This window comes from Methylobacterium sp. (assembly GCF_019745455.1).
Classification (GTDB): Bacteria; Pseudomonadota; Alphaproteobacteria; order Rhizobiales; family Beijerinckiaceae; genus Methylobacterium.
The window spans coordinates 67,900-92,229 of sequence record NZ_JAIETD010000050.1 but is presented as its reverse complement, the minus strand read 5'-3'; the positions used below and the strand labels follow the sequence as shown (position 1 = coordinate 92,229).

Annotated in this window: 21 protein-coding genes; 11 read left to right on the top strand and 10 right to left on the bottom strand. The window is 66.8% G+C overall.

The genetic code is table 11. The features are described from left to right. Positions 1-8 precede the first annotated feature (8 nt). On the top strand, positions 9-476 hold the full coding sequence (locus tag K2Y56_RS12450) for a BLUF domain-containing protein (protein WP_292507697.1): 468 nt from the start codon (positions 9-11) through the stop codon (positions 474-476). 72 nt (positions 477-548) lie between these two features. Continuing rightward, entirely contained in the window at positions 549-1,001 is a 453-nt protein-coding gene (locus K2Y56_RS12445) for a response regulator (protein WP_292507696.1), read from the top strand. Positions 1,002-1,043: 42 nt separating this feature from the next. Here K2Y56_RS12445 and K2Y56_RS12440 read toward each other — a convergent pair whose 3' ends face one another. Together K2Y56_RS12440 and K2Y56_RS12435 are read right to left on the bottom strand one after the other, a co-directional pair. Further along, positions 1,044-2,453, bottom strand: a complete 1,410-nt coding sequence (locus tag K2Y56_RS12440; RefSeq protein WP_292507695.1) for an amidase — start codon at positions 2,451-2,453, stop codon at positions 1,044-1,046. Between the two features lie 13 nt (positions 2,454-2,466). Next, positions 2,467-4,137 carry an ABC transporter substrate-binding protein gene (locus K2Y56_RS12435; RefSeq protein ID WP_292507792.1) on the bottom strand — a complete coding sequence of 557 codons (1,671 nt, stop codon included), beginning with the start codon at positions 4,135-4,137 and terminating at the stop codon, positions 2,467-2,469. Positions 4,138-4,521: 384 nt separating this feature from the next. On the opposite strand from K2Y56_RS12435, the gene K2Y56_RS12430 reads away from it, so the two are divergent. Both K2Y56_RS12430 and K2Y56_RS12425 read left to right on the top strand, forming a co-directional pair. Then, positions 4,522-4,728, top strand: coding sequence for a NepR family anti-sigma factor (locus K2Y56_RS12430; protein ID WP_292507694.1), 207 nt, complete (start codon positions 4,522-4,524; stop codon positions 4,726-4,728). Next, a complete protein-coding gene (locus K2Y56_RS12425) occupies positions 4,725-5,291 on the top strand; it encodes a sigma-70 family RNA polymerase sigma factor (RefSeq protein WP_292507693.1) in 567 nt (188 codons plus the stop codon). The genes K2Y56_RS12430 and K2Y56_RS12425 overlap by 4 nt, the downstream gene beginning before the upstream one ends. Here the strand turns inward: K2Y56_RS12425 and ada are convergent. The 5 genes from ada to K2Y56_RS12400 form a co-directional block, all read right to left on the bottom strand. After that, the gene (ada, locus tag K2Y56_RS12420) at positions 5,260-6,354 is read right to left on the bottom strand and encodes a bifunctional DNA-binding transcriptional regulator/O6-methylguanine-DNA methyltransferase Ada (RefSeq protein ID WP_292507692.1); all 1,095 of its coding nucleotides are present in this window, start codon (positions 6,352-6,354) and stop codon (positions 5,260-5,262) included. The two genes, K2Y56_RS12425 and ada, sit on opposite strands and share 32 nt — an antisense overlap. Positions 6,355-6,468: 114 nt before the next feature. After that, on the bottom strand, positions 6,469-8,862 hold the full coding sequence (locus K2Y56_RS12415) for an EAL domain-containing protein (protein WP_292507691.1): 2,394 nt from the start codon (positions 8,860-8,862) through the stop codon (positions 6,469-6,471). Continuing rightward, positions 8,859-10,253, bottom strand: a complete 1,395-nt coding sequence (locus K2Y56_RS12410; protein ID WP_292507690.1) for a cytochrome P450 — start codon at positions 10,251-10,253, stop codon at positions 8,859-8,861. Before K2Y56_RS12410 ends, K2Y56_RS12415 begins: the two co-directional genes overlap by 4 nt. Before the next feature lie 116 nt (positions 10,254-10,369). Continuing rightward, the gene (locus K2Y56_RS12405; RefSeq protein ID WP_292507689.1) at positions 10,370-11,041 is read right to left on the bottom strand and encodes a PilZ domain-containing protein; all 672 of its coding nucleotides are present in this window, start codon (positions 11,039-11,041) and stop codon (positions 10,370-10,372) included. A 103-nt stretch (positions 11,042-11,144) separates the two neighbouring features. Continuing rightward, complete coding sequence (locus K2Y56_RS12400; RefSeq protein ID WP_292507688.1) at positions 11,145-13,016, bottom strand: sigma 54-interacting transcriptional regulator; 1,872 nt, start codon at positions 13,014-13,016, stop codon at positions 11,145-11,147. Between the two features lie 260 nt (positions 13,017-13,276). Between K2Y56_RS12400 and K2Y56_RS12395 the strand changes: the two genes are divergently transcribed. The 5 genes from K2Y56_RS12395 (at position 13,277) to K2Y56_RS12375 (ending at position 17,853) form a co-directional block, all read left to right on the top strand. Beyond that, positions 13,277-14,635 (top strand): CmpA/NrtA family ABC transporter substrate-binding protein, encoded by a 1,359-nt coding sequence (locus K2Y56_RS12395; RefSeq protein WP_292507687.1) that lies wholly within the window; start codon positions 13,277-13,279, stop codon positions 14,633-14,635. A 178-nt stretch (positions 14,636-14,813) separates the two neighbouring features. Continuing rightward, entirely contained in the window at positions 14,814-15,656 is an 843-nt protein-coding gene (gene ntrB, locus K2Y56_RS12390; protein ID WP_292507686.1) for a nitrate ABC transporter permease, read from the top strand. Positions 15,657-15,660: 4 nt separating this feature from the next. Further along, the gene (locus tag K2Y56_RS12385; RefSeq protein WP_292507685.1) at positions 15,661-16,614 is read left to right on the top strand and encodes an ABC transporter ATP-binding protein; all 954 of its coding nucleotides are present in this window, start codon (positions 15,661-15,663) and stop codon (positions 16,612-16,614) included. A gap of 184 nt (positions 16,615-16,798) precedes the next feature. Then, positions 16,799-17,287, top strand: a complete 489-nt coding sequence (gene cynS / locus K2Y56_RS12380) for a cyanase (RefSeq protein ID WP_292507684.1) — start codon at positions 16,799-16,801, stop codon at positions 17,285-17,287. A gap of 158 nt (positions 17,288-17,445) precedes the next feature. Then, complete coding sequence (locus K2Y56_RS12375) at positions 17,446-17,853, top strand: DoxX family protein (protein WP_292507790.1); 408 nt, start codon at positions 17,446-17,448, stop codon at positions 17,851-17,853. 52 nt (positions 17,854-17,905) lie between these two features. Here K2Y56_RS12375 and K2Y56_RS12370 read toward each other — a convergent pair whose 3' ends face one another. Then, positions 17,906-19,204 carry an HlyC/CorC family transporter gene (locus K2Y56_RS12370; RefSeq protein WP_292507683.1) on the bottom strand — a complete coding sequence of 433 codons (1,299 nt, stop codon included), beginning with the start codon at positions 19,202-19,204 and terminating at the stop codon, positions 17,906-17,908. Between the two features lie 257 nt (positions 19,205-19,461). On the opposite strand from K2Y56_RS12370, the gene K2Y56_RS12365 reads away from it, so the two are divergent. Continuing rightward, complete coding sequence (locus tag K2Y56_RS12365) at positions 19,462-21,162, top strand: HAMP domain-containing methyl-accepting chemotaxis protein (RefSeq protein WP_292507682.1); 1,701 nt, start codon at positions 19,462-19,464, stop codon at positions 21,160-21,162. A 392-nt stretch (positions 21,163-21,554) separates the two neighbouring features. Beyond that, the gene (locus K2Y56_RS12360; RefSeq protein WP_292507681.1) at positions 21,555-22,460 is read left to right on the top strand and encodes an MBL fold metallo-hydrolase; all 906 of its coding nucleotides are present in this window, start codon (positions 21,555-21,557) and stop codon (positions 22,458-22,460) included. A gap of 5 nt (positions 22,461-22,465) precedes the next feature. Here the strand turns inward: K2Y56_RS12360 and aroB are convergent, their stop codons facing one another. Next, complete coding sequence (gene aroB / locus K2Y56_RS12355) at positions 22,466-23,581, bottom strand: 3-dehydroquinate synthase (RefSeq protein ID WP_292507680.1); 1,116 nt, start codon at positions 23,579-23,581, stop codon at positions 22,466-22,468. Beyond that, the gene (locus K2Y56_RS12350) at positions 23,578-24,180 is read right to left on the bottom strand and encodes a shikimate kinase (protein ID WP_292507679.1); all 603 of its coding nucleotides are present in this window, start codon (positions 24,178-24,180) and stop codon (positions 23,578-23,580) included. Before K2Y56_RS12350 ends, aroB begins: the two co-directional genes overlap by 4 nt. Positions 24,181-24,330 lie beyond the last annotated feature (150 nt).

Here is a 24,330-nt window from a genome sequence, read left to right as displayed (position 1 = left end):
ATGGTGTCATGAAGAACAAACGGACGACGCTCGTCCATCTCATCTACTTCTCGCGGCTCAACCTCGCCGCCGACGCGCCGACCCGTGCTCGGCAGCTCGGCGAAATCACGCGTCAAGCCCAGAAGAAGAACGAATTCTCGGTGATCACGAGCTTCCTGGTCGTCGACCAGAACTTCGCAGCCCAGATCATCGAGGGCGAGCGGATGTCGGTGAACGACACCTTCGGGCGCATCAGCGCCGACAGCCGGCACCGGGACGTGCAGATCGTGGAGTGGCGCGAGATCGCGAAGCGGGAGTTCGTCAACTCCTTCGCGACGGCCGTGCGCAATACCGCCAACGAGGCACTGTTTCAGAAATCCAACCTTCTGCCGATGTTCCAGCGCGGCACGCCGAGGGCGCCGGCCATCCACTCGCTCGCCGTCGCCCTGCAGACGGAGTCGATGTCCAAGCAGGGCATCGATCACCTCTTCGTATGAATCGTGACCGGTGCCAGTTCCTGATGCTCGAAGATCGAGCATGAGACCACGACGCCATTCGAGTCCCAGAACATGAGCGAGACGCCCCCTATCCTCATCGTCGACGACCAGGAGAAGCTTCTTCGCCTGGTCATCCTCCTCATGAATCGTCTCGGCTTCCCCGATGTCGAGGGGGTCACCGACGGCTTCGAGGCACTCGAGCGCCTTCGCCAGCGCAAATACGCCCTCGTCATCGCCGATCTCGACATGGAGCCGATGGACGGCCTCTCGCTCCTGCGCGAGATTCGGGCCGACGACACGCTGGTGAACACGCCCTTCATCCTGACCGAGGCATCGTTCGAGTTCGAGGACATCAATCTGGCTCACCAGGCCGGCGCCGACGCCTTCATCCTCAAGCCCTTCGACATGTCCGTGCTGAAGGCGAAGCTGAAGCAGGTCATCAACCGCAAGCCGCGCAAGCGCGAGGCGCCGCTCGCGGCGGAATCGACGCTCAGCGTGGATTTCCCGATGCTGGGCAAGTTCTGACGGACCGCTTCTACGGACGATCGGGCTTGGGCCGCCCTCGGATCACAACCCCGCCGGCACCCGACAATGCCACTCGGTCGCGCGCTGGTAGGCCTGGCCTATCCGCAGGGCCATCGCCTCGTCGTAGGGCTTGCAGACGATCTGGAGCGAGAGCGGCAGCCCCGCGGGCGTGAAGCCGTTGGGGAGGGCCAGCGCGCAAAGTTCGAGCAGGTTGCCGAAGCGGGTGAAACGCGAGGGCAGGCGGTCCTGGTCGAGGGTGTCGAGGGGGACCGCCGCGTGCTCCGTCGTCGGGGTCAGGAGGGCGTCGATGCCCGCCATCGCCGCGGCCATCTCGCGCTTCATCCGGCCCTGGGCATCGCGCGCCCGCAGATAATCCAAGGCCGAGATGCCTGCCCCGGCAAGGATGCGCTTGCGCACGGCCGGATCGAGCGGAGCCTCGGGATCCTCCGCGAGATGGCCGTTGACGTGATAGGCCTCTGCCATGTGCAGCGTCGAGGCTGTCATCAGGTCGGCGAAGCGCAGCGGCAGCGCCACCTCCACGATCTCGGCGCCGAGGTCGGCGAGGGTGTCGAGGGAGCGGTCGTAGGCCTCCAGCATCTCGGTTGAGACACCCGCCCGCTCCGCCTCCGGCATGCGCGCCAGCCTGAGCCCGCGGGCGCCGCGCTCCAGATCCGGCATGGGGTCGGCGGTCGGGATCCCGCGGGTGTTGGGGTCGAGCGGATCCGGGCCCTGGAGGACGGAATAGAGCCAGGCGACGTCGACGACGCTGCGACCCATCGGTCCGGGCGTATCGAGGCTGGCGCTGAGCGGCATGATGCCGGCCGTGCTGATGCGCCCGGTGGTGACCTTGAGGCCGGTCAGCCCGCAGAAGGAGGCCGGCATCCGGACCGAGCCGCCAGTATCGGTGCCGATCGCCCAGGGCGCCATCCGGGCCGCCACGGCGACGCCGGAACCGCTGCTCGATCCGCCCGGCGTGCGCGCCTCGGTCAGATCCCACGGGTTCCACGGCGTTCCGAGATGAGCGTTGGTGCCCCAGCCGCCAAAGGCGAACTCCACCGTATGGGTCTTGCCCAGAACGATCATGCCCTGCGCCACCATACGGCGCACGATCGTCGCCGTCGTCCTCGAGCGCCGATCGCGATGGGCAAGGGAGCCGCCGCTGGTGATGCGCCCCTCGACATCGACGAGGTCCTTCAGCGCCACCGGCACGCCGTGGAGCGGCCCGAGGGCGTGTCCGGAGCGGATCGCCCGGTCGGCGCCCTCCGCCGCGAGGCGGGCATCCGCGCCATAGACCTCGACGAAGGCGTGGAGCCGCTGGTCGAGCCTGGCGATGCGCGCGAGCAGCGCCTCGACGACCTCGACCGGCGATAATCGCCGGGCGGCGATGCGCGCGGCGAGGACGTGGGCGGGCAGCAGGGCGGGGTCTGTCCCGGCCGGGAAGTCGTCGCTCATGAGGGTGTTCCGATTACTGCAGGCTGACGCGGGTGAGGTCGACGAACCAGGATTGGGGCGAGACGAAGCCTTTGACCTTTGGCGACATCGCCCGCGGATTGAGATCGTGGACGACGAAGAGCCAGGGCGGGTTGTCCACGAGGCGCTCGTGGGCGGCGCGGGTGGCGGCGGCGATCTCGGCCGGGTCGGCGGATTCCGACAGGGTCTTGAGGGCCGCGTCGAAGGCGTCGTCCTTCCAATGCTCGAAGTTGAAGCCCTTGGGCGGAATGTTGGCGGAGGAGAAGTAGCGCGCCATCACGGAAGGGTCGGAAGAGGGCGAGCTGACATTGAGCGCCATGGCGTTCTGAAGCGAGGGTGCGTCGGGGGCCGAGCGAAGGGACGAGAACAGCACCTGCCATTCCGAGACGATGAAGGCGATGTCGACGCCGCAGGCCTGTTTGAGGTTCTCCTGCAGGAACTCGTTCATCGGCAGAGGCTGCATCTGGCCCGAGCCCGAGGTCGAGATCATCACCTTGAAGGAGAGCGGCGCCTTCGCGGTGTAGCCGGCTTCAGCCAGGAGCGCCTTGCCCTTCGCCGGATCGTAGCCGTAACGATGGGCGGGCTTACCGAAATTCGGATCGCTCGCCTTCAGCCAGCCCACGGCCGGTTCGGCGGTGCCGGCGAGGAACGCGGTCATGCCGTCGCGGTCGATGCAGTAATTGAGGGCCTGGCGCACCCGCACGTCCTTGAGGGGGCTTTGCGCCGCGCCGATATTGTAGAACCACGGCCAGACATGCGGGTAGGAGCCGGTGGTGATCGTGAAACCCGCCTGTTTCAGCGAGGCGATGCCGTCGGGCGCCGGCGCCTCGATCCAGTCGACCTGACCGGCGCGCAGGGCCGCGATCCGGGCATTGGCCTCGGGAATGGGCGAGAGGCGGACCTTGTCTACCTTCGCCCTCCGGTCCGCGTCCCAGTAGCCGTCGTGCCGGGCGAGGACCACCGATTCGCGCGGCGCGACGCGCTCGATCCGGAACGGCCCGGTCCCGGCGGCGGGCAGCATCGCCACCTTGCCCCAGTCGCGTCCTGCCTTCTCGTAGGAAGCGGGGGAGGTGAACAGGATGTAGGCGGTCATGAACGGGAAGTAGGAGGCGACCACCGAGGAGGTGACCGACACCGTGTGGTCGTCGATCCTCGCGTAGCTCTCGAGCAGCGAGGCGCGGGCGCGGGTGATGCCGGCGGCCTGGAGCTCGTAATGCGGGCTATCGGCCTTGAAGTAGCGGTCGAGGTTCCAGATCACCGCGTCGGCATCGAACGGCGTGCCGTCGTGGAACGTGACGCCGCGGCGCAGGTGGAACACCCAGGTCCGCTTGTCCTGCGCCGACTGTTCCCATCTTTCCGCGAGCCCGGGCTTGAGGCCCGCCGGAGCATCGGTGCGCGTGAGGTCCCACAGCACGAGACTCTCGAAGACCGGATAACCGAGGAAGCGCATTCCCTCGAAGCCGTTATTCGGCATCCCGGTCGTCGTCGGGATGTCGGCGGCGGTCATCGCGATGCGCAGGACGCTCTCGGCCAGAGCCGGCTGCCCCGTCTGGGCCAGGATTGTCGAGACAAGGAGGACTCCGAGTCTACGTCGCCCTCGGCGAGTGCCTGCGGCACGGCTTATCGAGGGGGAGCCGTGGACCAGGCGCATCCCAATGGCATCCATCACGTCGTTGGTCTCCGTGCAGAGGGCTGAAGGTCGTCCCGGCACGCCCGAGCGCCGCCGTGCGAGTACGGCAAGCAAGCTGGATGCCGTGTATGCACGGCCGCGTCCGTCACGTTTTCTGCACGGCGCAAGTAGTAGATCCGCCGTTCTTTCGCCGCATAGCCAAGCTGATGCTCAAGCTAACTTCTTGGATCCACAGCAAGCTTTGCAATATGAAATGGTTCGGAAACATGGATTGGCGGCTGAAAATATTATGAATGCACTCTTCAGAACGCATTAAATGCGGGTTCCTTAGCGCAGTCCCCCACAGACCGGTCGCTTCTTCCGGTGCTGACCCCGTCTCGCTGACAGGCAGCGCCACCGACCGGCGGAAATGGGATTGCCATGACAAAGGTCCGGCCAAAGCTGTCACTCGTCCCCGTGGACGAGACGCCCGTCCCGGCGGCAGCGAAGCCGATGCCGGAGGAGGCGCGGCGGCGGATCGGGCGAAACCTCCGGATGCTGTACTCGGAGATCCTGACCGAGCCGCTTCCCGAGCGGTTCGAGACGCTCCTCGCCGACCTGAGCGCACGGGGGGAGACCTCGCAATGATGACACTCTCCCCTCGGCCGGGCGCCGACGACGAGATGCGTGACCTCCTGATCGGCGCGATCCCCGCCCTCCGGGCCTTCGCCTACACCCTGACCTATGATCTCGACCGCAGCGACGACCTCGTGCAGGACACCCTCGTCAGGGCATGGACCAAGGCCGACAGCTTTCAGCGCGGCACCAACCTGACCGCGTGGCTGTTCACGATCCTGCGCAACCTGTTCTATTCCGAACAGCGCAAACGCAAGCGTGAAGTCGAGGATGCCGACGGCATCCATGCAGGCCGGCTCACCAGCCTGCCGGATCAGGAGGCCCGCCTGGAGCTGCGGGAATTCCGGGTGGCACTGGACGCCCTCCCCTTGAGCCAGCGCGAGGCCCTCGTGCTCGTCGGCGCCCAGAACTTCACCTACGAGGAGGCCGCCGCCATCAGCGGGGTCGCGGTCGGGACGGTCAAGAGCCGGGTCAGCAGGGCACGGAGCCGACTCATCATGGAACTCGGGATGACGGGCAGCGATGACATCGGCGCCGACGCCCTCACGCGGGCGGCCCTCGACGCGACGGCGTAACCGCCTCTACCTCCCGGGCGAGGAGTTCGCGCTTGCGCTCGATCCCCCAACGGTATCCCGAGAGTGAGCCGTCCGACCGCACGACCCGGTGGCATGGGATCGCCACCGCGAGGGCGTTGGCGCCGCAGGCCATGCCGACGGCGCGGACGGCGCCGGGCTGGCCGATGGCGGCGGCGATCTGCGCATAGGTGGCTGTCGACCCGGCGGGAATCCGCCGCAAGGCCTCCCAGACCCGTTGCTGGAAAGCGGTGCCCCCGATGTCGAGGGGCAGGTCGATGGCCGTCGCCGGAGCCTCGACGAGGCCCACCACCTGCGCCACCAGGGTCTCGAAACCCTTGTCGCCGCCGACGAGGTCGGCTTTCGGGAAACGGCTCTCCAGGTCCCGTAGAAGAAGGTCGGGGTCGTCCCCGAGGAGGATCGCGCAGAGCCCCGCGTCGGTCGCGGCCACCAGGATGGTACCCAGACGACAGGCGCCGGCCGCGAACCGGATCCGAACGCCGCTTGCGCCGTCGCGGTACCGCGACGGGCTCATCCCAAGCCGGGCTGGAGCCTCGGCGTAGAAGCGGCTGGCCGCATTGTAGCCGGCTTCGTAGAATGCCTCGGTCACCGTCGCGGCTTCCGGAAGTGCCGCGGCGATGCGATTGGCGCGGCAAGCGGTGGCGTAGGCCGCAGGGGTGATTCCGGCCACGCGCTTGAAGACCCTGTGGAAATGGAACGGGCTCATGCCAGCTCCTCGCGCAAGTTTGGCGAGATCAGGTATCGTCTCGGCTGACTCGATCCGCCGGCAGGCAGCCGTCACGGCCGCCGTCTGCCGCTCGGCGAGGCTGGCCTCGTTGGGCCGGCAGCGTCGGCAGGGACGGAACCCTGCCGCCTCCGCGTCCTCGCAGGTGCCGTGGAACGCCACGTTCTCGGGCCGCGGACGCCTCGCACCGCAGCTCGGCCGGCAATAGACGCCCGTGCTCCGCACCGAATAGACGAAACGCCCGTCGGCGGTAGGATCGCGAGTCGTCAGCGCCGTCCAGCGCATGGCGTCATCGGCGTCCGTGATCGGGCTGGCTGTCATCGCGTCGGGCATCCTACGGCGATACAGTCCCACGCGGCTCGCCTGATGCCCATCTCATGCTGCCGATCCACGTGGGGCGCATCCCGCCGCTTGCTGTCGAATTGAAAGCCGCCGTCAGGCTGCGGCTGCGGCTGTGGCAAAGATCCCGCGGAAGCGCTGCGGTAGCGTCTCGACCAGCCCTTCCACCTCGCTCGACGGACGGGCCGAGCTGAATAGGAAGCCCTGAATGTCGTCGCATTGCCGGGCCCGGAGCATCCGCGCTTGGTCCACGCTCTCAACGCCTTCGGCTGTCACGGTGATCGACAGCTTGCGAGCGAGGGCGAGGATGGCCTCGATGATCGCGAGGCATTCGTGGCGCGTGCTCATGTCCTTGATGAACGAGCGGTCGATCTTGATCTTGTCGACGGGGAAACGGATCAGGTAGCTCAGCGACGAGTAGCCGGTCCCGAAATCGTCGAGGGCGATGCGAACCCCGAGGGCGCGCAGGTCGCGAAGGTTCGCCGAGATAGCGGCGTTCATCTCGAAGAAGATCGATTCGGTGATCTCGAGTTCGAGCCGGTTAGGCGGGAGGCCGCTCGCGTTCAACGCGTCCGTCACGTCCTGCAGCAGGTCCGAGTTGCGGAAATGCGAGGGCGAGATGTTGACGGCGATCCGGATCGAGTCGGACCATCGTGCGGCTTCGGAGCAAGCCTGGCGAAGCACCCAGCGTCCGATGACGGAGATGAGGCCACAGGATTCCGCCACCGGCACGAAATCGGCTGGCGAGACGTTGCCGCGGGCCGGACTTTGCCAGCGAAGAAGTGCTTCGAAGGCGAGAACCTCGCCATGGGCAAGGTTCACGACCGGCTGATAATGAAGTTGGAGGTCGCCATTCGCCAGCGCGGCCTTGAGATCCAATTCGAGCTCGCGGCGTGTCCGCATGGTCTGCTCGAGACCAGGATCGAACACGGAGAACCGCCCCTTGCCGGCAGCCTTGGCGTCGTAGAGAGCCAGATCCGCCTTGCCCATCAGGCTTTCGGGGTCGATCGCGTCACGAGGCGCCATCCCGATGCCGACGCTCGCCCCGATCTCGACCTGAATGCCCTCGATGGCATAGGGCGCACTCAAGGCCTCGATCAGCGTCTCCGCGAGCGCTCTGGCTCCCGCTTCGTCGGTCTTCGGGGACAGGATCGCGAACTCGTCGCCGCCGAGGCGTCCGATGAGCGAGCCGTTGTCGACCGCGACGCGCAACCGCCGTGCGACGTTCTGAAGAAGCCGATCGCCGAAGCCGTGACCGTAGGTATCGTTGACGATCTTGAACCCGTCGAGGTCGAGATAAAGAAGGGCGCAGGTTTCGTCGAACTGCGACGCTCTCTGGCACTCGACCGTAGCCTGCAGATTGAAGAGTGTCCGGTTGGCGAGGGAAGTCAGGGCGTCGTAGCTCGCCAAGTACGCGATCTTGTCTTCCGAGCGACGAGTCTCGGTGATGTCGGACCCGACGCCCCGGAACCCCGCGAAACTCCCGTCGTGCCCATAAGTCGGCTTTCCGCTGAGCCGCCACCATCGCCGCCCGTCCGAATCCGCGGTCTCAACCACATGGTCGCGGAATGCGATCCGATCGTGCATGTATCCGGCCAGAGCCAGGACGCTCTCGCCGAGCGGTCCTGTCGGCTGAAGCAGCCGATCGAAGGGGGCGTTGTAGAGCTCGCCGACCGGGATGCCGGACACCTCGGCCATACGATCGGAAACATGCTGGAGACGCCCGGCGGCATCGGTTTCCCATAGCCAGTCGCTGGTATTCGCCTCGAAGTCGTGAAGCAGCAACGCGATGGTCTCGCTCTGGTCGCTGACGCGCAGGCGATCGGTGATGCGCTCGGTTGAGATCCGGGTCATCTGGCGGACGTTCAAGAGCACGAAGCAGGCGTAGATCACGAGGAGTATGGACAAGGTCAGGGAGACATCGCCCCCGCCAAGGCTCAGACCCGCGAAGCTGCCGACAACGACCGGTACGCAAAACAGGATCGCGATGTTCGGGATGCCGTTCAGCGTGAACGAGCTCGCGATCAGTCCTGCAGAAATCGCAACCACGAGCATGCGATGGTCCTGGTCCCCCGGCGGATACATCAGGAGCGGCATCGTGCTCCAGGCCAACCCAAGGGCGAGGGTCGCCGCGGCCACCGACCGGGTCTGGAATGCGACGGAGGGAACCCAGCCCGGCCGGTGGCGGCTGATCCAGACGCCGAGCGTCAGTAGCGTCACCGGAACCGAGACCATCAGGAACAGAACGGCCAGATAGGCGTGGGAACCGCTGTCCCAGAAGAACGCCATGACGGCGATGGCGACCGAGATGTGGGTGATGGCGAGATGAGCCGCCAGATCGAGAGTCGCCGCCAGTTGCCCGGCCATCACCTCGGCGACGTACCCGGCGGGGATCGTACCTTCGAGAGCGGCGGCGTGAGAGGGTCCGCCGCGCGGGACCGCGATAGAACCTCCGCCCGGCACAGGTGCGGGAGGTGTCGCACCGATCATCGGACGACCGCGCCGCGCGGGCTCAGCTTCAACGGCATGCCGCCATGGGGGCGGAGGGTGACCTTGAAGCGCGCTTCCGGCCGCGAGGGCGACAGGGTCTCGAAGCGGAACCGCGGCAGCAGACCCGCCAGGATGACGATGCATTCGGCCATGGCGAAGCCCATCCCGACGCAGACCTGAGGCCCGGCCCCGAAGGGCAAATAGCTGTATCGGTCGCGCTGGATCCCGGGGGCGAAGCGATCGGGATCGAAGGTCTCGGGCGAGGCCCACAGCGCCCGATGGCGATGGATCGCATAGATCGGCACGTGCAGCGAGGAGCCAGCGGGAATGGTGATCGCGCCTAGCCGGACATCCGAGATGGCCTGTCGGACCATGACGGGAGCAGGCGGATAGAGCCGCATGGCTTCCATCACGACCTGACGGGCGTAGGGCAGGTCGTCGGGGGCCGGCCGGGCCCCGGCGGCGGCGATCTCGGCACGCAGGCGCATCTCGACCCGGGGATGCTCGGCCAGCAGGCGAAAGGTCCAGGCCATGGCGAGAGCCGTGGTCTCGTGGCCGGCGGCCACGAAGGTCAGGAGGTTGTCCGCCAAGGCCTCGTCGGACATGCCGGTCGAGCCGGAGTGAGGTCCTCCTTCCGGGTCGCTCGCCTGCATCATCAGGCCGAGGAGGTCACGTCCGAACCGGCCCTCGGCGCGGCGCCCGGCAACGATGCCGGCGATCGATCCGCGAAGCCGGCGTGCGGCGCGGGCCGCGCGGATCGACCCCGGATGCGGCACCCAGCGCGGAGCCTTGAGCATCGACATCAGGATCTTCCAGCCGACGCTGTCGAGATAAGTCGAGAGCGAGCGCCCGAACTCGGCGACATCGAGGCTGGGCTCGTCCGGCAGTGTCGTCGCGCCGATGATGTCGAAGGTTGTGCGCATCATCTCGTCGAGGACGTCGACCGGTCCTTCTCCTCGGGACGACCAGCGCACCGCCGTCCGCTCCACCGCGTTGTGCATGGCGGGCACGAATGCCGCGATGGCGTCGGGCCGGAAGATCGGGGCAGCCGTGCGGCGCTGCGCCTTCCAGCGCGCGCCGTCGGATGTGAGAATGCCGCGCCCGAGCAGGGGCGAGAGCGCGGCGATCATGAAGTCCTCGCGCGCGATGCTGCCGCTCTGGTCGACGAGCAGGCTGCGTATCAGCGCGGGATCGCAAACGAAGAAGGTCCGACGCCCGATGCGCGACACCTCGACGAGCCGCCGGTCGTAGACCTCGTCCGGCCACGACTCGATCAGGTTGCGGACGATCTTGCGCAGCAAGCCGGGACAGGCGGTCGCCGCAGCAAAGCGCGACCCCGGTTCGCGAGATGCCTTGAGATCATCAATACCGGTCGTGTCGGAAATCTGCATCAGATGTCCTGCGAGTCCGGTCGCGACGGTAGTCCCTCACCGTTGACGGAAGGTGAATGAAGATGGAAGTCAGCCGCACCAGCGATTAACCTAAGGTCGCTCTGCAAGGCGCCTCGTCACAGGACCACATCCGGACCGACCTCGCTCTGTGCCAGCGGCGAGAGGAAAGCCGCCCCGATCCCATCTTCGAACGACCGGGCGACCCTCGCCTGGGTGCTTCCGATCATGACCAGCGTGCCGACTTGGATCGGCGCATCGAGCGACACGGCGGCACCGGACGTCGATATATTCAGGATCCGGCCCGGGATCATCTCGCCCAAGGGCGTGGTGACGACGACGTCGCGGTTGTTGGGCACGAGGCGCGAGGCCGTGCGCTGAGCCAGCATGCTGGGGTTCTGTTCCTGCGCAAGGCTGACGAGATTCTGTGCCACGAGCTTCAAAGGGTATTCCGCCCGCAGGACACGCACGGCGAAGCGCTGCTTCCCGACGCGGACCACTGTCGTCTCCAGGGAGCCGGCGTGACGGATGCTGCAGGTCAGCTTTTCGCCGACGCTCGGCACCAGCGAGGCCTTGAAGCGAATGCCGAAGCCGTTCAGATCTTCCGTCACGGCGTAGAAGTCGGGCCTGTACTGGCTCCAGCACAAGGCCGGCAAGACCAGTTTGATCCGTGGAATGGCGCGACGCTCGATCATCAGGTTCTCGCTCAGGAGCGAACCTGTGTAGATGAGGAGACCTTCGAGCAGGACTTCCTCTTCTGCTAGAATTTTACGGATTCGGCGATCTGCCATTCAGCCTGCGCATGACCCGTCTGTAAATTGGCGAATTGAGTGTCGAGACCGCGGAGCCGACGGTGAGACTGCGAACAGGGTTGCACTGCGCTGAGGGGGTCGCCTAGCGGCGGGAGATGCCCAGGGCCTTGATCCGAGATGCGAGGGTGGTCGGCTTCACTCCGAGGATCGCGGCTGCACCGCCCGCCCCGAAGATCCGCCCCTGGCTCAAGCCGAGGGCGGCGACGATGTCGGCCCGGTCGCGGGCGCGCCGTTCGGACTCGGTGCTCGGCGCGACGCCCGAGCGTTCGACCATCATGGGAGGCCGGGGCGGTGCGGCTTCGTCGGGCTCGGGCAGGTCGAAACGCAGGCGCCCCCGCACGCCGAGGATCGCGGCCCGCTCGATGATGTTCTCGAGTTCGCGCACGTTACCGGGCCAATCGTAGCGTGACAGGCGCCGGACATCGCCCTCGGTGAGCCTCAGATCGGGGATGTTCAGGCGCCTGACGACACCGCGCAGGAAGTGCTGAGCAATGAGAGGGATGTCCTCGCGTCGCTCGCGCAGGGGCACGACCCCGATCGGGAAGACGTTGAGGCGGAAGTAGAGATCCTCGCGAAATCGCCCTCGCTTCACCTCGGCCTTGAGGTCACGGTTCGTGGCGGCGACGAGACGAACGTCGACGGTGCGGGTGCGCTCCTCGCCGATGCGTTCGAACTGACGCTCCTGCAGCACCCGCAGGAGCTTGCCCTGGAGATCGAGGGGAATCTCGCCGACCTCGTCGAGGAACAGCGTGCCGCCATCCGCGAGTTCGAAGCGTCCGACGCGGTCGCGCACTGCGCCGGTGAAGGCGCCCTTGGCATGGCCGAAGAACTCGCTCTCGAACAACTCGCGCGGGATCGCCGCGCAGTTCACCCGAATCAGAGGCCGGTCGCGCCGTCGGCTCGCCTCGTGGATCGCCCGGGCAACGAGCTCCTTTCCGGTGCCGGATTCGCCGCTCACGAGAACGGTGGCGTCGGTACCGGCGACGAGGTCGATCTGGCGCAGGCACGCCTCGATCGCGGGGGAACGGCCAATGATGCCCTGGTGATGGCCGCCTTCCCTGATCTCCTCGCGCAGATAGGCATTTTCCAGCTCCAGGCGCTGGCGCAGGGAATCGACCTCGGCGAGGGCGTTGCGCAGGCGCTCGTCGGCCTCGCGGCGCTGGCTGATGTCGCGAAAGACGATCACGGCGCCAAGCAGCCGCCCGCGGTCGCGGATCGGCGTCGAGGTGTAGGCGACGTAGAAGGGTGTGCCGTCGCGCCGCCAGAACACCTCCGTGTCGACCTGGTGGACGGCGCCGTCACGGAACGCCGCGTAGATCGGGCAATCATGGTGCGGGTAGTGGCATCCATCCGGGTGGCTGTGGTGGACGGTGGAATGCATGTCGCGCCCCACGAGGTCGGAGGCTTGCCAGCCGAGCATCCGCTCGGCGGCCGGGTTGATGAAGGTGGTGATCCCGTCGGCGTTGACGCCGTAGATGCCCTCGCCGGCGGCACGCAGGATGAGCTGGTTCTCGCGCTCGATGTCGCGAAAGATCCGCTCCATGCGCTGCCACTCGGTGAGGCCCGCACGCATGTGGGCGTCGGCCTCGGTATCGACGAGGCGGCGGCGGCGCTCGTCGAGATCGAACAGGCTGACGAGGATCTTCGTCGGGTCGCCCGGCAGGAGCGCGCCGCTATACTCAACGTTGAGCGCATGGCCGTCGGCATGGCGTGGCGTCAGCGCGTGGGTCCAATCGCGGCCGCGCGCCTGAACCGCCTGCGTGAAAACGATCAGCGTCGGAACCTGATCTGGATGGAGCGCGGTGACGCGCATGCCCAGCAGCGTTTCGTGGTCGTAGCCGAGGAGCCGTAAAGCGCTCGGGTTGGCGTTGCAGATCGTGTCCGAGCCAGGATCGAGCACCAGCATCGCCTCCGGCGCGCCCTCGAAGGCGCGACCGAGTGCCTCTTCCCCCATGCAAGCGGGGATTTCTGAGCTCACGAATGAGTGTGGGGCAGGCTCAGGAATCATGATCTCCCGATCCGAGGCAGCGGCGCATCAGGCGGATGTCCACCCTACGAAATCTCGTATCACGAACGACGACAAATCGTAGACTACGAAAAACCGTAATCGTGCATCTTTCCGCTAAATCCTTTCTCCTCCTGGAAAAACATCCGGCACCAGGTGCTGGCACGCCGTTTGCCAAGCTCGCTCCGTCACGGGGGAAGGCATCTGCGATGGCGCTATTCGACGATCCGTTCAATTCCAAGCTGACGCTCAAGCGCGGCGGCTGCTCGTGCGGGGAGCATGGCAGCCAGGCCGAGCACGATGCGGCTCCCACTGGCGATGCCCAGATCGAGCGCGTGGTCGAGGGCGCGGTCATGCGCGCACTCTTCCCTCAGGACGCCCAGCGTCGCGCCTTCCTGAAAAGCGTTGGGGCCGCGACTGCGCTTGCCGCGGTGAGCCAGTTCTTCCCGGTCAAATTCGCCGCCGAGGCTCTGGCCCAAGCCGGCGCGCCGGAGAAGAAGGCCCTCAAGATCGGCTTCATCCCGATCACCTGCGCGACGCCGATCATCATGGCCTCGCCGATGGGCTTCTACGCCAAGCAGGGTCTCGACGTCGAAGTCGTGAAGACCGCCGGCTGGGCGGTGATCCGCGACAAGACCCTGAACAAGGAATACGACGCCGCCCACATGCTGGCGCCGATGCCGATCGCGATCTCGCTCGGTCTCGGCTCGACGCCCACCCCCTACACGATGCCGGCGGTGGAGAACGTCAACGGCCAGGCGATCACGCTGGCCATGAAGCACAAGGACCGGCGCGACCCGAAGGACTGGAAGGGCTTCAAGCTCGCCGTGCCCTTCGATTATTCGATGCACAATTACCTGCTGCGCTACTACCTCGCGGAAGCCGGGATCGACCCCGATGCCGACGTGCAGATCCGAAGCGTGCCGCCGCCCGACATGGTCGCGAACCTGCGCGCCGACAACATCGACGGCTTCCTGGCGCCCGACCCAGTCAACCAGCGCGCGGTCTATGACGGCGTCGGCTTCATCCACATCCTCTCGAAGGAGATCTGGGACCGGCACCCTTGCTGCGCCTTCGCGGCCTCGCAGGATTTCGTGACCCAGACGCCGAACACCTACGCGGCGCTCCTGCGTGCCATCATCGAGGCGACGTCCTATGCCTCGAAGGCGGAGAACCGCAAGGAAATCGCAGCAGCGATCGCCCCGGCGAACTACCTCAACCAGCCGGTGACGGTGGTGGAGCAGGTCCTCACCGGCACGTTCGCCGACGGCCTCGGCAACGTCCGCAAGGTGCCGGACCGCGTCGATTTCGACCCGTTCCCCTGGCAGTCCTTCGCCGTCTGGATCATGACCCAGATGAAGCGCTGGGGTCAGATCAAGGGCGATGTCGACTACGATGGCGTCGCCAAGCGGGTGTTCCTCGCCACCGACGCGGTCAAGCGCATGGAGCAGGACGGGATGACGCCGCCGACCTCCACCACCAAGACATTCTCGGTGATGGGCAAGGCCTTCGACCCGGCCAAGCCGAAAGAGTACCTCGACTCCTTCGCGATCAAGCGGGCGATCTGAGGGAGAATCGGATCTCCCATCTACGCACCTCATCCCGAGTTGCCCAGTGCAGCGGAGGCCTCGAATGAGGCCTCCGGAACCCAGAGCGACCTCTGGAACCCTCCTTCCAAGCCCGCCCAAGCAGGCGCTTCTGGATGATGGGGAGGGTCGGAGTTGCGTCGTGGAGCGATCGTCACCGATGCCAAGCCATTCCCTGAACCTTCGTGCGATCATCGTCTCCCTGGCGATCATGGTCCTCTTCCTGCTGGCTTGGCACATCGCAGTCAGCGGCCTGACTAAGACCCAGGCGATGGATCCGGAATACGCCGCGCTCATGGGCGCCTCGGCGACGACGGGCAAATCGGCGATGCCGGGGCCGGTCGACGTCGCCTCGACGATCTGGGGACACCTCAAGGATCCGTTCTACGACCGTGGTCCGAACGACAAAGGCATCGGCATCCAGATCCTGTACTCGATCGGCCGCGTCGCTCTCGGCTACGGCCTTGCCGTGATGGTGGCGGTTCCGCTCGGGTTCCTGATCGGGATGTCGCCGCTGATGAGCAAGGCGCTCGACCCCTACATCCAGCTCCTCAAGCCGGTCTCGCCGCTGGCCTGGATGCCGCTTGCCTTGTTCACGATCAAGGATTCGGGGCTCTCGGCGATCTTCGTGATCTTCATCTGCTCGCTCTGGCCGATGTTGATCAACACCGCCTTCGGCGTCTCGGCCACGCGGAAGGAATGGCTCAACGTGGCTCGGACCCTGGAGGTCGGACCGCTGCGCCGCGCTTTCACGGTGATCCTGCCGGCGGCGGCGCCCACCATCCTCACCGGCATGCGCATCTCCATCGGCATCGCCTGGCTGGTCATCGTGGCGGCCGAGATGCTCGTGGGCGGTACCGGCATCGGCTACTTCGTCTGGAACGAGTGGAACAACCTCTCGATCACCAACGTGATCACCTCGATCCTGCTCATCGGCCTCGTCGGCATGGTTCTCGACCAGATTCTGGCGCGAGCCCAGCGCCTCGTGACGTTCCCGGAGTGAGGCCATGAACGCGCTCACCCCTCTCGCCGAGATCCGCGCCGCCCGCCCTGCCGAGTTCCCGGAGACCAGCCGCATGCCCTCCGACAAGTTCCTCTCGATCGAGGGCATCGCCCGGCGCTACCCCTCGCCCGGCGGCAAGCAGACCACGGTGTTCGAGAACCTGTGGCTGCCGATGCGCAAGGGCGAGTTCGTCTGCATGATCGGGCATTCCGGCTGCGGCAAGACGACGGTGCTCAACATCCTGGCCGGCCTCGAGGCACCGAGCGAGGGCGTCGTCATCGCCGATGGCAAGGCGATCGAGGGGCCGAGCCTCGACCGCGCCGTGATCTTTCAGGGCCATGCCCTGCTGCCGTGGCGGACCGTGCTCGGAAACGTCGCCTACGCCGTGTCCTCCCGCTGGCGCGGCGCGGCGAAGGCCGAGATCGATGAGCGCGCGAGACGCGCCATCGCCACCGTCGGCCTTGCCGGCTCCGAAAACAAGCGCCCGGCGGAACTCTCGGGCGGCATGAAGCAGCGCGTCGGCATCGCCCGCGCCCTCGCGATAGAGCCGAAGATGCTCCTGATGGACGAGCCGTTCTCAGCCCTCGACGCGCTGACCCGCGGGACCCTGCAGGACGAGGTCCGGCGCATCTGCACCGAGACCGGCCAGACCGTCTTCATGATCACGCACGACGTCGACGAGTCGATCTATCTCGCCGACAAGATCGTGCTGATGACCAACGGCCCGCAGGCCAAGGTCGCCGAGATCGTCGAGAATCCGCTGCCCAAGGACCGCTCGCGGACCGAGCTTCACCGTCAGCCCGGCTACTACGTCCTGCGCAACCATCTCATCGACTTCCTGGTCAGCCGTTCAAAGACCCTGCGGGACGCGCCACCCGAAGGCTACGACCAGCGGCGCCCGCCCGTGGTGCGGCTGACCCTGACCGAGGCCGACGCCGCAGCGGCGACCGTGGGCTGAACGCGCTCCCCTCAGCCGAGACGAAGAACACCGTCGCCATTCCGGAGCCGCGGAGCGCAGCCCGGAATCCATCATCGCAGCGGGTAAGAACGAGACCTTCCCCCGCCTTCACCTGCCGCCGTCGGCGGCTCTGGATCCCGGGCTCGCCTACGGCGCCCCGGATGACAAACCCTGGAGAACCACCATGAAGCGCGAAGACCTCACCGAGAAGCTCCTCGACATCAAGCGCGAGAAGGGCTGGACCTGGAAATACATCACCGAAGAGATCGGCGGGATCTCGCCGATCCTGATCACCGCGGCCTGCATGGGCCAGATGAAGCTGCCCAAAGCCCAGGCCAAGAAGGCGGCCGAGCTGTTCGGCCTCACAGCGGCCGAGGAGCGGATGATCAACGAGGCACCCTATCGCGGCTCGATCCCGCAGATGCCGCCCACCGATCCGTTGATCTACCGCTTCTACGAGCTCGTCATGGTCTACGGCACCACCTTCAAGGAGCTGATCCAGGAGGATTTCGGCGACGGCATCATGTCGGCGATCGACTTCAACATGGACATGGCCCGCGAGGCCAACAACAAGGGCGACCGCGTGAAGCTGACGATGTCGGGCAAGTTCCTGCCGTACAAGTATTACGGCAACGAGGACGGCGTGCCGGATTACGGCTTCAAGGAGCCGTAGGTCCGCCATAGGTCGCGCCGGCGGCTCCCCGGGAACACCTGGGGAGCGGCTGCCGGAATGTGCCCTGCCGCACGGCGGCCTGGATCGACGCAACCCTCCGTTTCATGCTGGATGCGGTCGTGCCGTCATCGGCGGCTTTCGACGGAGACACCACCGGTATGAATTTCGACGCGATCTCGACGGCCTGGGCGCCGCGCCTCCTCAGCGTCCTGCGCATCATGACGGGGCTGATGTTCCTTCAGCACGGCACTCAGAAGATCCTCGGCTTCCCGCCGAGCGGACGGGCGGCTCCGGAGCTGCTGTCGCTGTCGGGCGTCGCCGGCATGTTCGAACTCGTCGGCGGCGTGTTGATCGTGCTCGGGCTGTTCACCCGGCCGGTGGCCTTCATCCTGTCGGGCCAGATGGCGGTGGCCTATTTCCTCGCTCACGCCTCGAGGGGTTTCTATCCGATCCTCAACGGCGGCGAACTCGCCGTCCTCTATTGCTTCACCTTCCTCTACCTCGCCGCGGCCGGACCCGGTCCGTGGAGCCTCGACGCCCAGATGCGGACGCGCCGTTATGCGTGATCGCCGAGCCGGATGTTTCCCGTGAAACATCCGGCTTGTTCGGTCTCTCGCATTACTTCTCCGGCTTCTTCGCCGGTGTCTGCGCGAGCGGCGTGATCCGCAGGGACGTGATCCGGTTCCTGGCCTTTCGAAGGACCTGGAACCGGAAGCCATGGAAGTTGAAGGCTGTGCCGGTATCGGGGATGGCCCGGGCCTCGTGGATGACGAGGCCGGCAATGATCGTCGCCTCCTCGTCGGGCAAATCCCAGTCCATCGCCCGGTTGAGGTCGCGGATCGGGACGCTGCCATCGGCATTCACCGATCCGTCCCCCTGGGGCCTGACACCAGACACGGTGACATCGTGCTCGTCTGCGATGTCGCCGACGATCTCCTCAAGGATGTCCTCGAGGGTGACCAGGCCCATCACCTCGCCGTACTCGTCGACCACCAGGGCGAAGTGGGTCTTCTTGGCGAGGAACGCCTTGAGCTGGTCGCGAAGGCTCGTCGTGTCGGGGACGAACCAGGTCTCCAGCGCGAGCGTCTCGACGTCGAGACCGGCCGCATTGCCTCCCGCTGCGTCGAGGGCCCTGAGGAGGTCCTTGGCGTGGAGCACGCCGACGATGTTCTCGGAGGTGCCGCGCCAGAGCGGCATTCGCGTGTAGGGCGAGGCCAGGACCTCGCGCACGATTTCCTCAGAGGGCAGTTCGGCGTTGATGGTGCGCATCTTGGTGCGGTGGACCATGATCTCCGAGACGGAGAGCTGATGCAGGTCGAGGAGGCCGCCGAGCATGTCGCGCTCGGCCTTGGCGACCCCACCCTCGCGGTGGAGCAGCGCCACTTGCCCGCGGATCTCCTCGGTCGGAGAGAGGATCGATCGCCGCGCGTCGATGGTGATCCCGAAAGGGCGCAGCAGCAGCCTGACCGTATGCTCGATGGCGAGGGCCAATGGTCCCAGCAGCGCGACGGCGATGGCGACCGGCCGCGACAAAAGCAGGGCGAAGCGGTCCGGTTTGTTGATTGCCAGGGTCTTCGGCAGCAGCTCGGCGAAGACGATGACGAGCACCGACATGAGGACGGTGGCGTAGAGAACGCCACTCTTGCCGAAGAGGGTGATGAGGACGCTCGTGGTGAAGGCCGAGGCCCCGATCGCCACGATGTTGTAGCCGATCAGCATCGCTCCGATGAAGCGTTCGCGGTGGGACAGGATGCGGTTGACGCGCCCGGCGCTGACGTCGCCGGCGGTCTCCAGCGAGAGCATCCGCGCCCGAGAGGCTGCAGTGTAGGCCGTTTCCGCTCCCGCGAAGAACGCCGAGAGCAGGAGCGACATGACGACGATGCTCGCCGCGAGCCAGAGGTCTGTATGGGTGTCCATAGAAGCCATGTCGGGGAATGGACGGTCGAGCGGGCAGCCTTCGTATCGTGCTGGGTCACAGCCCTCAATACACGCCACAGAGCTATAAGGCCGATCCTGCATACACCATCATGTCTTCGGGAGCTTTTGGTAAGTCTCACAGATGACGGCCGTTGCCATTTGCGCCCGTCCTCCGAATTCAATCAAGAAATTCGCGATCTTGTGTGCAAATCAATCGTTCCTTAACCGAGAAATGGTGATGTCACGACAGCGCATAGATGGGTAGGTCCGCAATGCTGTCCAACACCAAGATCCTCACCAAGATCCTTTCCGTCCTCGGATTGATCGGCGTTATCGTCGCCGGCACGGTTTGGTACGCGACCAGCCACATGACCGCGATCGATTCCGCCTACTCGGCGTTCATCGACAGGGAGGCCCGGGCGGTGTCGGAGATGAGACGCGTCAACCGACTGCTGAACGCGGCCATGTACAGGGTCATGAGGACGATCGCCGAGACCGAGGAGGGCCAGATGAAGGCCGCTGACGACGCCTTCGGTCCGATCCCCGAGATGACGCGGAAGGTTCTGACGGACATCCGCGGGTATGTCCCGGCTTTCACGGCCCGGATAGACGGACTGATCGCCAAGACCGATTCCCTTTTCGAGAACGTGACGGAAGTGCGCCGCCTAGCGCGCCTGAACCGCAATGACGAGGCACTGGTCATCCTTCACGACAAGGTCGACCCCATCCTCAATCCCCTCGCCGATGAGGTCACCCTGATGGCCGACGAGATGCAGGCGGCGGCCCTCAAGGGATCGGACGGGCTGACGGACGAGACCAACGCCACGCGGGCCACCGTCTTCACGTTGGCCGGCGGCGGCTTGCTGCTTTCGATCGCGGCGGCTTTCCTGATATCCGTCGCCGGAATAACCCGACCGTTGGCAGATCTCGTCCACGTCCTGCAGCGCATGGCGCAGGGAGACTTCGCCGCGGAGATCGCCGCCTCGAAGCGCGGAGACGAGATCGGTGCGGTCGGCCGCGCTGTGGAGGCGATCAAGGACAAGGTCGCCGAACAGGCGGCGAACGAAGCCGCCGCCAAGCAGAGCGCGGATCACGTCGCCTCGATCGAGCGGCGGAATGGCCAGCTCGCCATGGCAGACACCTTTGAGGGGGCGGTCGGCGGAATCCTCCAAGCCGTGGCCTCCTCGGCCACGCAACTCCAGGCGACGGCGCGGACCATGACGGCTAACGCCGCCGAGACCGCAGCCCAATCCTCGACAGTCGCGGCGGCTGCCGAAGAAGCGAGCACCAACGTCACGATGGTCTCGGCCGCGGCCGAGGAGCTCGGCGGTTCGGTCAGCGAGATCGGGCGGCAGGTCGGCGGCTCGGCAGACCTCGCCAGGCGTGCCGTCGACGAAGCCGCCGAGACGGCGACCCTTGTCAACGACCTCAGCGAGGCAGCCGCCCAGATCGGCAACGTCGTCGCCCTGATCTCGAACATCGCCGGTCAGACCAACCTCCTCGCGCTCAACGCCACCATCGAGGCGGCGCGTGCCGGCGAGGCGGGCCGAGGCTTCGCGGTCGTCGCCACCGAAGTGAAGGAGCTGGCGAGCCAGACAGCCAAGGCGACGGATGAGATCTCGGCTCAGATCGGCCGCATCCAGGGCTCGACCGGCCAGGCGGTCGCGGCGATCTCGGGCATCAGCGAGCGCATCCGCGAGATCAGCAGCGTGACGACGAGCATCGCCGCTGCGGTGGAGGAGCAGGGCGCTGCGACCCAGGAGATCGTCCGCAACGTCACCCAGGCAGCGATGGGTACCGGCCAGGTCACGGCCAACATCTCCGGCGTCGCCGGCGCGGCCGAGGAGACGGGTGCGGCCGCGAGCCAAGTCCTATCCTCCGCCACGGAGCTGTCGCGCCAGTCCGAGCAGCTCAGGAACGAGGTCCACAAGTTCCTTCAGACCATCCGGGCGGCCTGATCAGGGACCGGCGCGGATGCCTGCGCTCGTCCACCCTTCCCGGTGACAGGGTGTGAGAGCAGTATCGTCGCCAAGCCGTGAGGGTCTTTCGCTTGGGATCTCACGTCCTCGGCCCACCTGACGCTCTCTCCGCTTGATCACGTCGTGAGCCGCCGGCCTTTCCTCTTCCTCGTGCGGAGGGGGCAGCAGGTGGGGTCGCTGGGTGCCCCTGCTGCGCAGGCCAGCGGACCTATCCTCACCCCGACCCTCTCCCCACAAAGGGGAGGGACTGCGCCACACCGACCTGATCGGTCGTAAGCCGTATCAAGCCTCTCGGCGGCGCCGGGCAGCTGGACATCGTGATGGGCTCAGCTGAGGTTACGGCCCGATCCCGGACCAGGACCGATTCCACGATGGCCTTTCCCCTCTCCCGACGCGGCCTCCTCGGTGCCGCCGCCGCATTCCCGCTCGTCAGGACTGCCTGGGCCGATGCCGCGATCCGGGTCGGCGGCACCACGATCGAGGCGCTTCGCGACGGGTCGTTTCCGTTGGAGCCGAAGATGATCCCCGGCGCCGACAGCGACGAGGGGCGGGCCCTCCTCGGCGCCGCAGGCCTGCCGCCCGCCGGCCCGACGCCCGAACCGGTCAACGCCTTCCTGGTCAGGCGAGCCGGGCGCGCCTGGCTGATCGATGCCGGCTGCGGCGGACTGTTCGGGCCGGATTTCGGCAAGGTGCCAGCAGCCCTCGGCGCCTCGGGCATCGAGCCGGGCGCCATCGAGGCGGTCTGGCTGACGCATCTGCATATTGATCATGCTGGCGGCCTCCTCGACCCGAAGGGCGTTGCACGGTTCCCGCAGGCCGAGATCCTCGTACAGGAAGCCGAGATCGCCTATTGGTCCGACGATGCCGCCCGCTCGCGGGCCCCAGCGGAGATGGGTCCGTTCTTCGATGCGGCTCAGGCGGTACTCGCGGCCTATCGCGGCCGTGTCCGCGCGGTGTCGGGGGCGGCGGATCTGGCGCCGGGAATCGCCTTCATGCCCCTGCCCGGCCACACGCCGGGCCATTCGGGCGTGCTCGTCACCGACGGGAACGACCGCCTGCTGGTCTGGGGCGACATCGTCCATTCGCGCATCCTGCAGATGCCGCACCCCGAATGGAGCGTGATCTGGGATCTCGATCAGGCCCAGGCGCGGGCGACACGCCGCCGGATCCTCGATCAGGCCGCTGCCGATGGCCTGGTGGTGGCCGGCATGCATGTGGCGGCACGCGGACGGATCGAGCGCCGCGGCAACGGGTACGCGCTGGTCGACGCCGCCTGAACCGGTCAGCTCTCCGTGAACTCGGCCTCCAGAAACGCCTTCACCTCGGCCCGGTCGATGCCGGGCGCGATGAAGCTCTGGCCGATGCCGCGGGCGAGGATGAAGGTGAGCGCCCCGTCGCGCACCTTCTTGTCCTGAGCCATGGCCTCCAGGATCGCGTCGGCATCGCCGCTTCCGCCCGGCACCGCCTGAAGCCGGGTCGGCAGGCCGGCCAGCGCCAGGTGGTTGGCAACGCGGCCCGCCTCCTGGCCGGGGCAGAGGCCGAGCCGGGCCGAGAACCGGAAGGCGAGCGCGAGCCCGATCGCCACCGCCTCGCCATGGACGAGACGCGCGGACTCGTAGGCCGTCAGCCGTTCAAGGGCGTGGGCGAAGGTATGGCCGAGATTGAGGAGGGCCCGCTCGCCGTCCTCGCGCTCGTCGCGCACCACCACGCCGGCCTTGGCCCGGCAGCAGATCGCCACCGCCTCGTCCCGCTCCGGCCCGCCCGCGAAGATGCCGGCCCAGTTCGCCTCGCACCATTCGAAGAAGCCGGCATCGCTGATGAGGCCGTACTTCGCCACCTCGGCGTAGCCCGCCCGCATCTCGCGCTCCGACAAGGTGTCGAGGGTGGCGGTGTCGGCGACGACGAGGCGCGGCTGGTGGAAGGCGCCGATCAGGTTCTTGCCGTGGGGGGAGTTGATCCCGGTCTTGCCGCCCACGGAGGAATCGACCTGGGCCAGCAGGGTCGTTGGCGCCTGCGCGAAGCGAACGCCTCGCCGCAGGGTGGCGGCGGCGAAACCAGCGAGATCGCCGACGACTCCGCCGCCGAGCGCCACCACGATGTCGTTGCGCTCGATTCTGTGAGCGAGGAGCCCATCGCAGACCTGCGCATAGGTGGCATAGCTCTTCGAGGCTTCCCCGGGAGCCACCACGACGAGCCCCGTGCGCAGGCCCGCAGCTTCCAGGGACGCCCGAAGGCGGTCGCCGTAGAGGCCGGCCACATTCTCGTCGGTGACGATCGCCGCCGCCTTGCCGCCCAAAGCCGCGACCTCGGCACCTGCGAGATCCAGGAGGCCGCGGCCGATGCGGATGTCGTAGTCGCGGCCGCCATCGAGGGGGACATGAACGCTGAGGGACTTCACTGTGCGGCGACGCCTTGGTTCGAGGGACCGTTGAGATGAGCGTCGAGGGCCTCCATCACGTCCTGCACGACGCGGTCATGGGAGACGTCGCGCGAGAGCGCCACCACATCGGCGAGTGCATAGACGGGGTGCCTCAGAGCCATCAACTCGCGCATCGTCTCGTCCGGATCTTCGGTCTGCAGGAGCGGCCGGCCGCCGCGCTTGCGTACCCGGCGCATCAGCACGTCCAGATCCGCCTTCAGCCAGACCGAGACCCCGGCTTCCGCGATGCGAGCGCGGGTGGCCTCGCGCATGAAGGCGCCGCCGCCGGTGGCGAGGACCAGCGGGCCTTCGCGCATCAGCCGGGCGATCACCCGCTCCTCGCCCTCTCGAAAGCTCGGCTCGCCGTAGATGGAAAAGATGTCGGGGATGCTGAGATGGGCCGCAGCCTCGATCTCGGTATCGGCGTCCTTGAACATCAAGCCGAGTCGGCCCGCGAGACGGCGACCGACGGTGCTCTTGCCCGCGCCCATGAGGCCGACGAGCACGATCGAGCGGGTGCCCAGCGCACGGCGCAGACGCAGCTCGATCGGGTCGCTCTCTGGCTCTGGCTCGCTCATCAGGTGAGGTTTCGCATCGGCGCGGCGTCGGCTCGGCTCTTTTTATCGTGTCGGGCGGCTCGGTCGATGCCGGCGCCCACTTTGTCCCATCCTTACCGTGTTTCCGCATGTGGGCGAAGCGGTGGTTCTGCAACCTCAGCGAAACGTATC

Coding starts and splice junctions, on each gene's coding strand:
- K2Y56_RS12450 (WP_292507697.1), top strand. CDS start 9: ATGAAGAACAAACGGACGACGCTCGTCCATCTCATCTACTTCTCGCGG.
- K2Y56_RS12445 (WP_292507696.1), top strand. CDS start 549: ATGAGCGAGACGCCCCCTATCCTCATCGTCGACGACCAGGAGAAGCTT.
- K2Y56_RS12440 (WP_292507695.1), bottom strand. CDS start 2,453: ATGAGCGACGACTTCCCGGCCGGGACAGACCCCGCCCTGCTGCCCGCC.
- K2Y56_RS12435 (WP_292507792.1), bottom strand. CDS start 4,137: ATGGATGCCATTGGGATGCGCCTGGTCCACGGCTCCCCCTCGATAAGC.
- K2Y56_RS12430 (WP_292507694.1), top strand. CDS start 4,522: ATGACAAAGGTCCGGCCAAAGCTGTCACTCGTCCCCGTGGACGAGACG.
- K2Y56_RS12425 (WP_292507693.1), top strand. CDS start 4,725: ATGATGACACTCTCCCCTCGGCCGGGCGCCGACGACGAGATGCGTGAC.
- ada (WP_292507692.1), bottom strand. CDS start 6,354: ATGACAGCCAGCCCGATCACGGACGCCGATGACGCCATGCGCTGGACG.
- K2Y56_RS12415 (WP_292507691.1), bottom strand. CDS start 8,862: ATGATCGGTGCGACACCTCCCGCACCTGTGCCGGGCGGAGGTTCTATC.
- K2Y56_RS12410 (WP_292507690.1), bottom strand. CDS start 10,253: ATGCAGATTTCCGACACGACCGGTATTGATGATCTCAAGGCATCTCGC.
- K2Y56_RS12405 (WP_292507689.1), bottom strand. CDS start 11,041: ATGGCAGATCGCCGAATCCGTAAAATTCTAGCAGAAGAGGAAGTCCTG.
- K2Y56_RS12400 (WP_292507688.1), bottom strand. CDS start 13,016: ATGGGGGAAGAGGCACTCGGTCGCGCCTTCGAGGGCGCGCCGGAGGCG.
- K2Y56_RS12395 (WP_292507687.1), top strand. CDS start 13,277: ATGGCGCTATTCGACGATCCGTTCAATTCCAAGCTGACGCTCAAGCGC.
- ntrB (WP_292507686.1), top strand. CDS start 14,814: ATGCCAAGCCATTCCCTGAACCTTCGTGCGATCATCGTCTCCCTGGCG.
- K2Y56_RS12385 (WP_292507685.1), top strand. CDS start 15,661: ATGAACGCGCTCACCCCTCTCGCCGAGATCCGCGCCGCCCGCCCTGCC.
- cynS (WP_292507684.1), top strand. CDS start 16,799: ATGAAGCGCGAAGACCTCACCGAGAAGCTCCTCGACATCAAGCGCGAG.
- K2Y56_RS12375 (WP_292507790.1), top strand. CDS start 17,446: ATGAATTTCGACGCGATCTCGACGGCCTGGGCGCCGCGCCTCCTCAGC.
- K2Y56_RS12370 (WP_292507683.1), bottom strand. CDS start 19,204: ATGGACACCCATACAGACCTCTGGCTCGCGGCGAGCATCGTCGTCATG.
- K2Y56_RS12365 (WP_292507682.1), top strand. CDS start 19,462: ATGGGTAGGTCCGCAATGCTGTCCAACACCAAGATCCTCACCAAGATC.
- K2Y56_RS12360 (WP_292507681.1), top strand. CDS start 21,555: ATGGCCTTTCCCCTCTCCCGACGCGGCCTCCTCGGTGCCGCCGCCGCA.
- K2Y56_RS12350 (WP_292507679.1), bottom strand. CDS start 24,180: ATGAGCGAGCCAGAGCCAGAGAGCGACCCGATCGAGCTGCGTCTGCGC.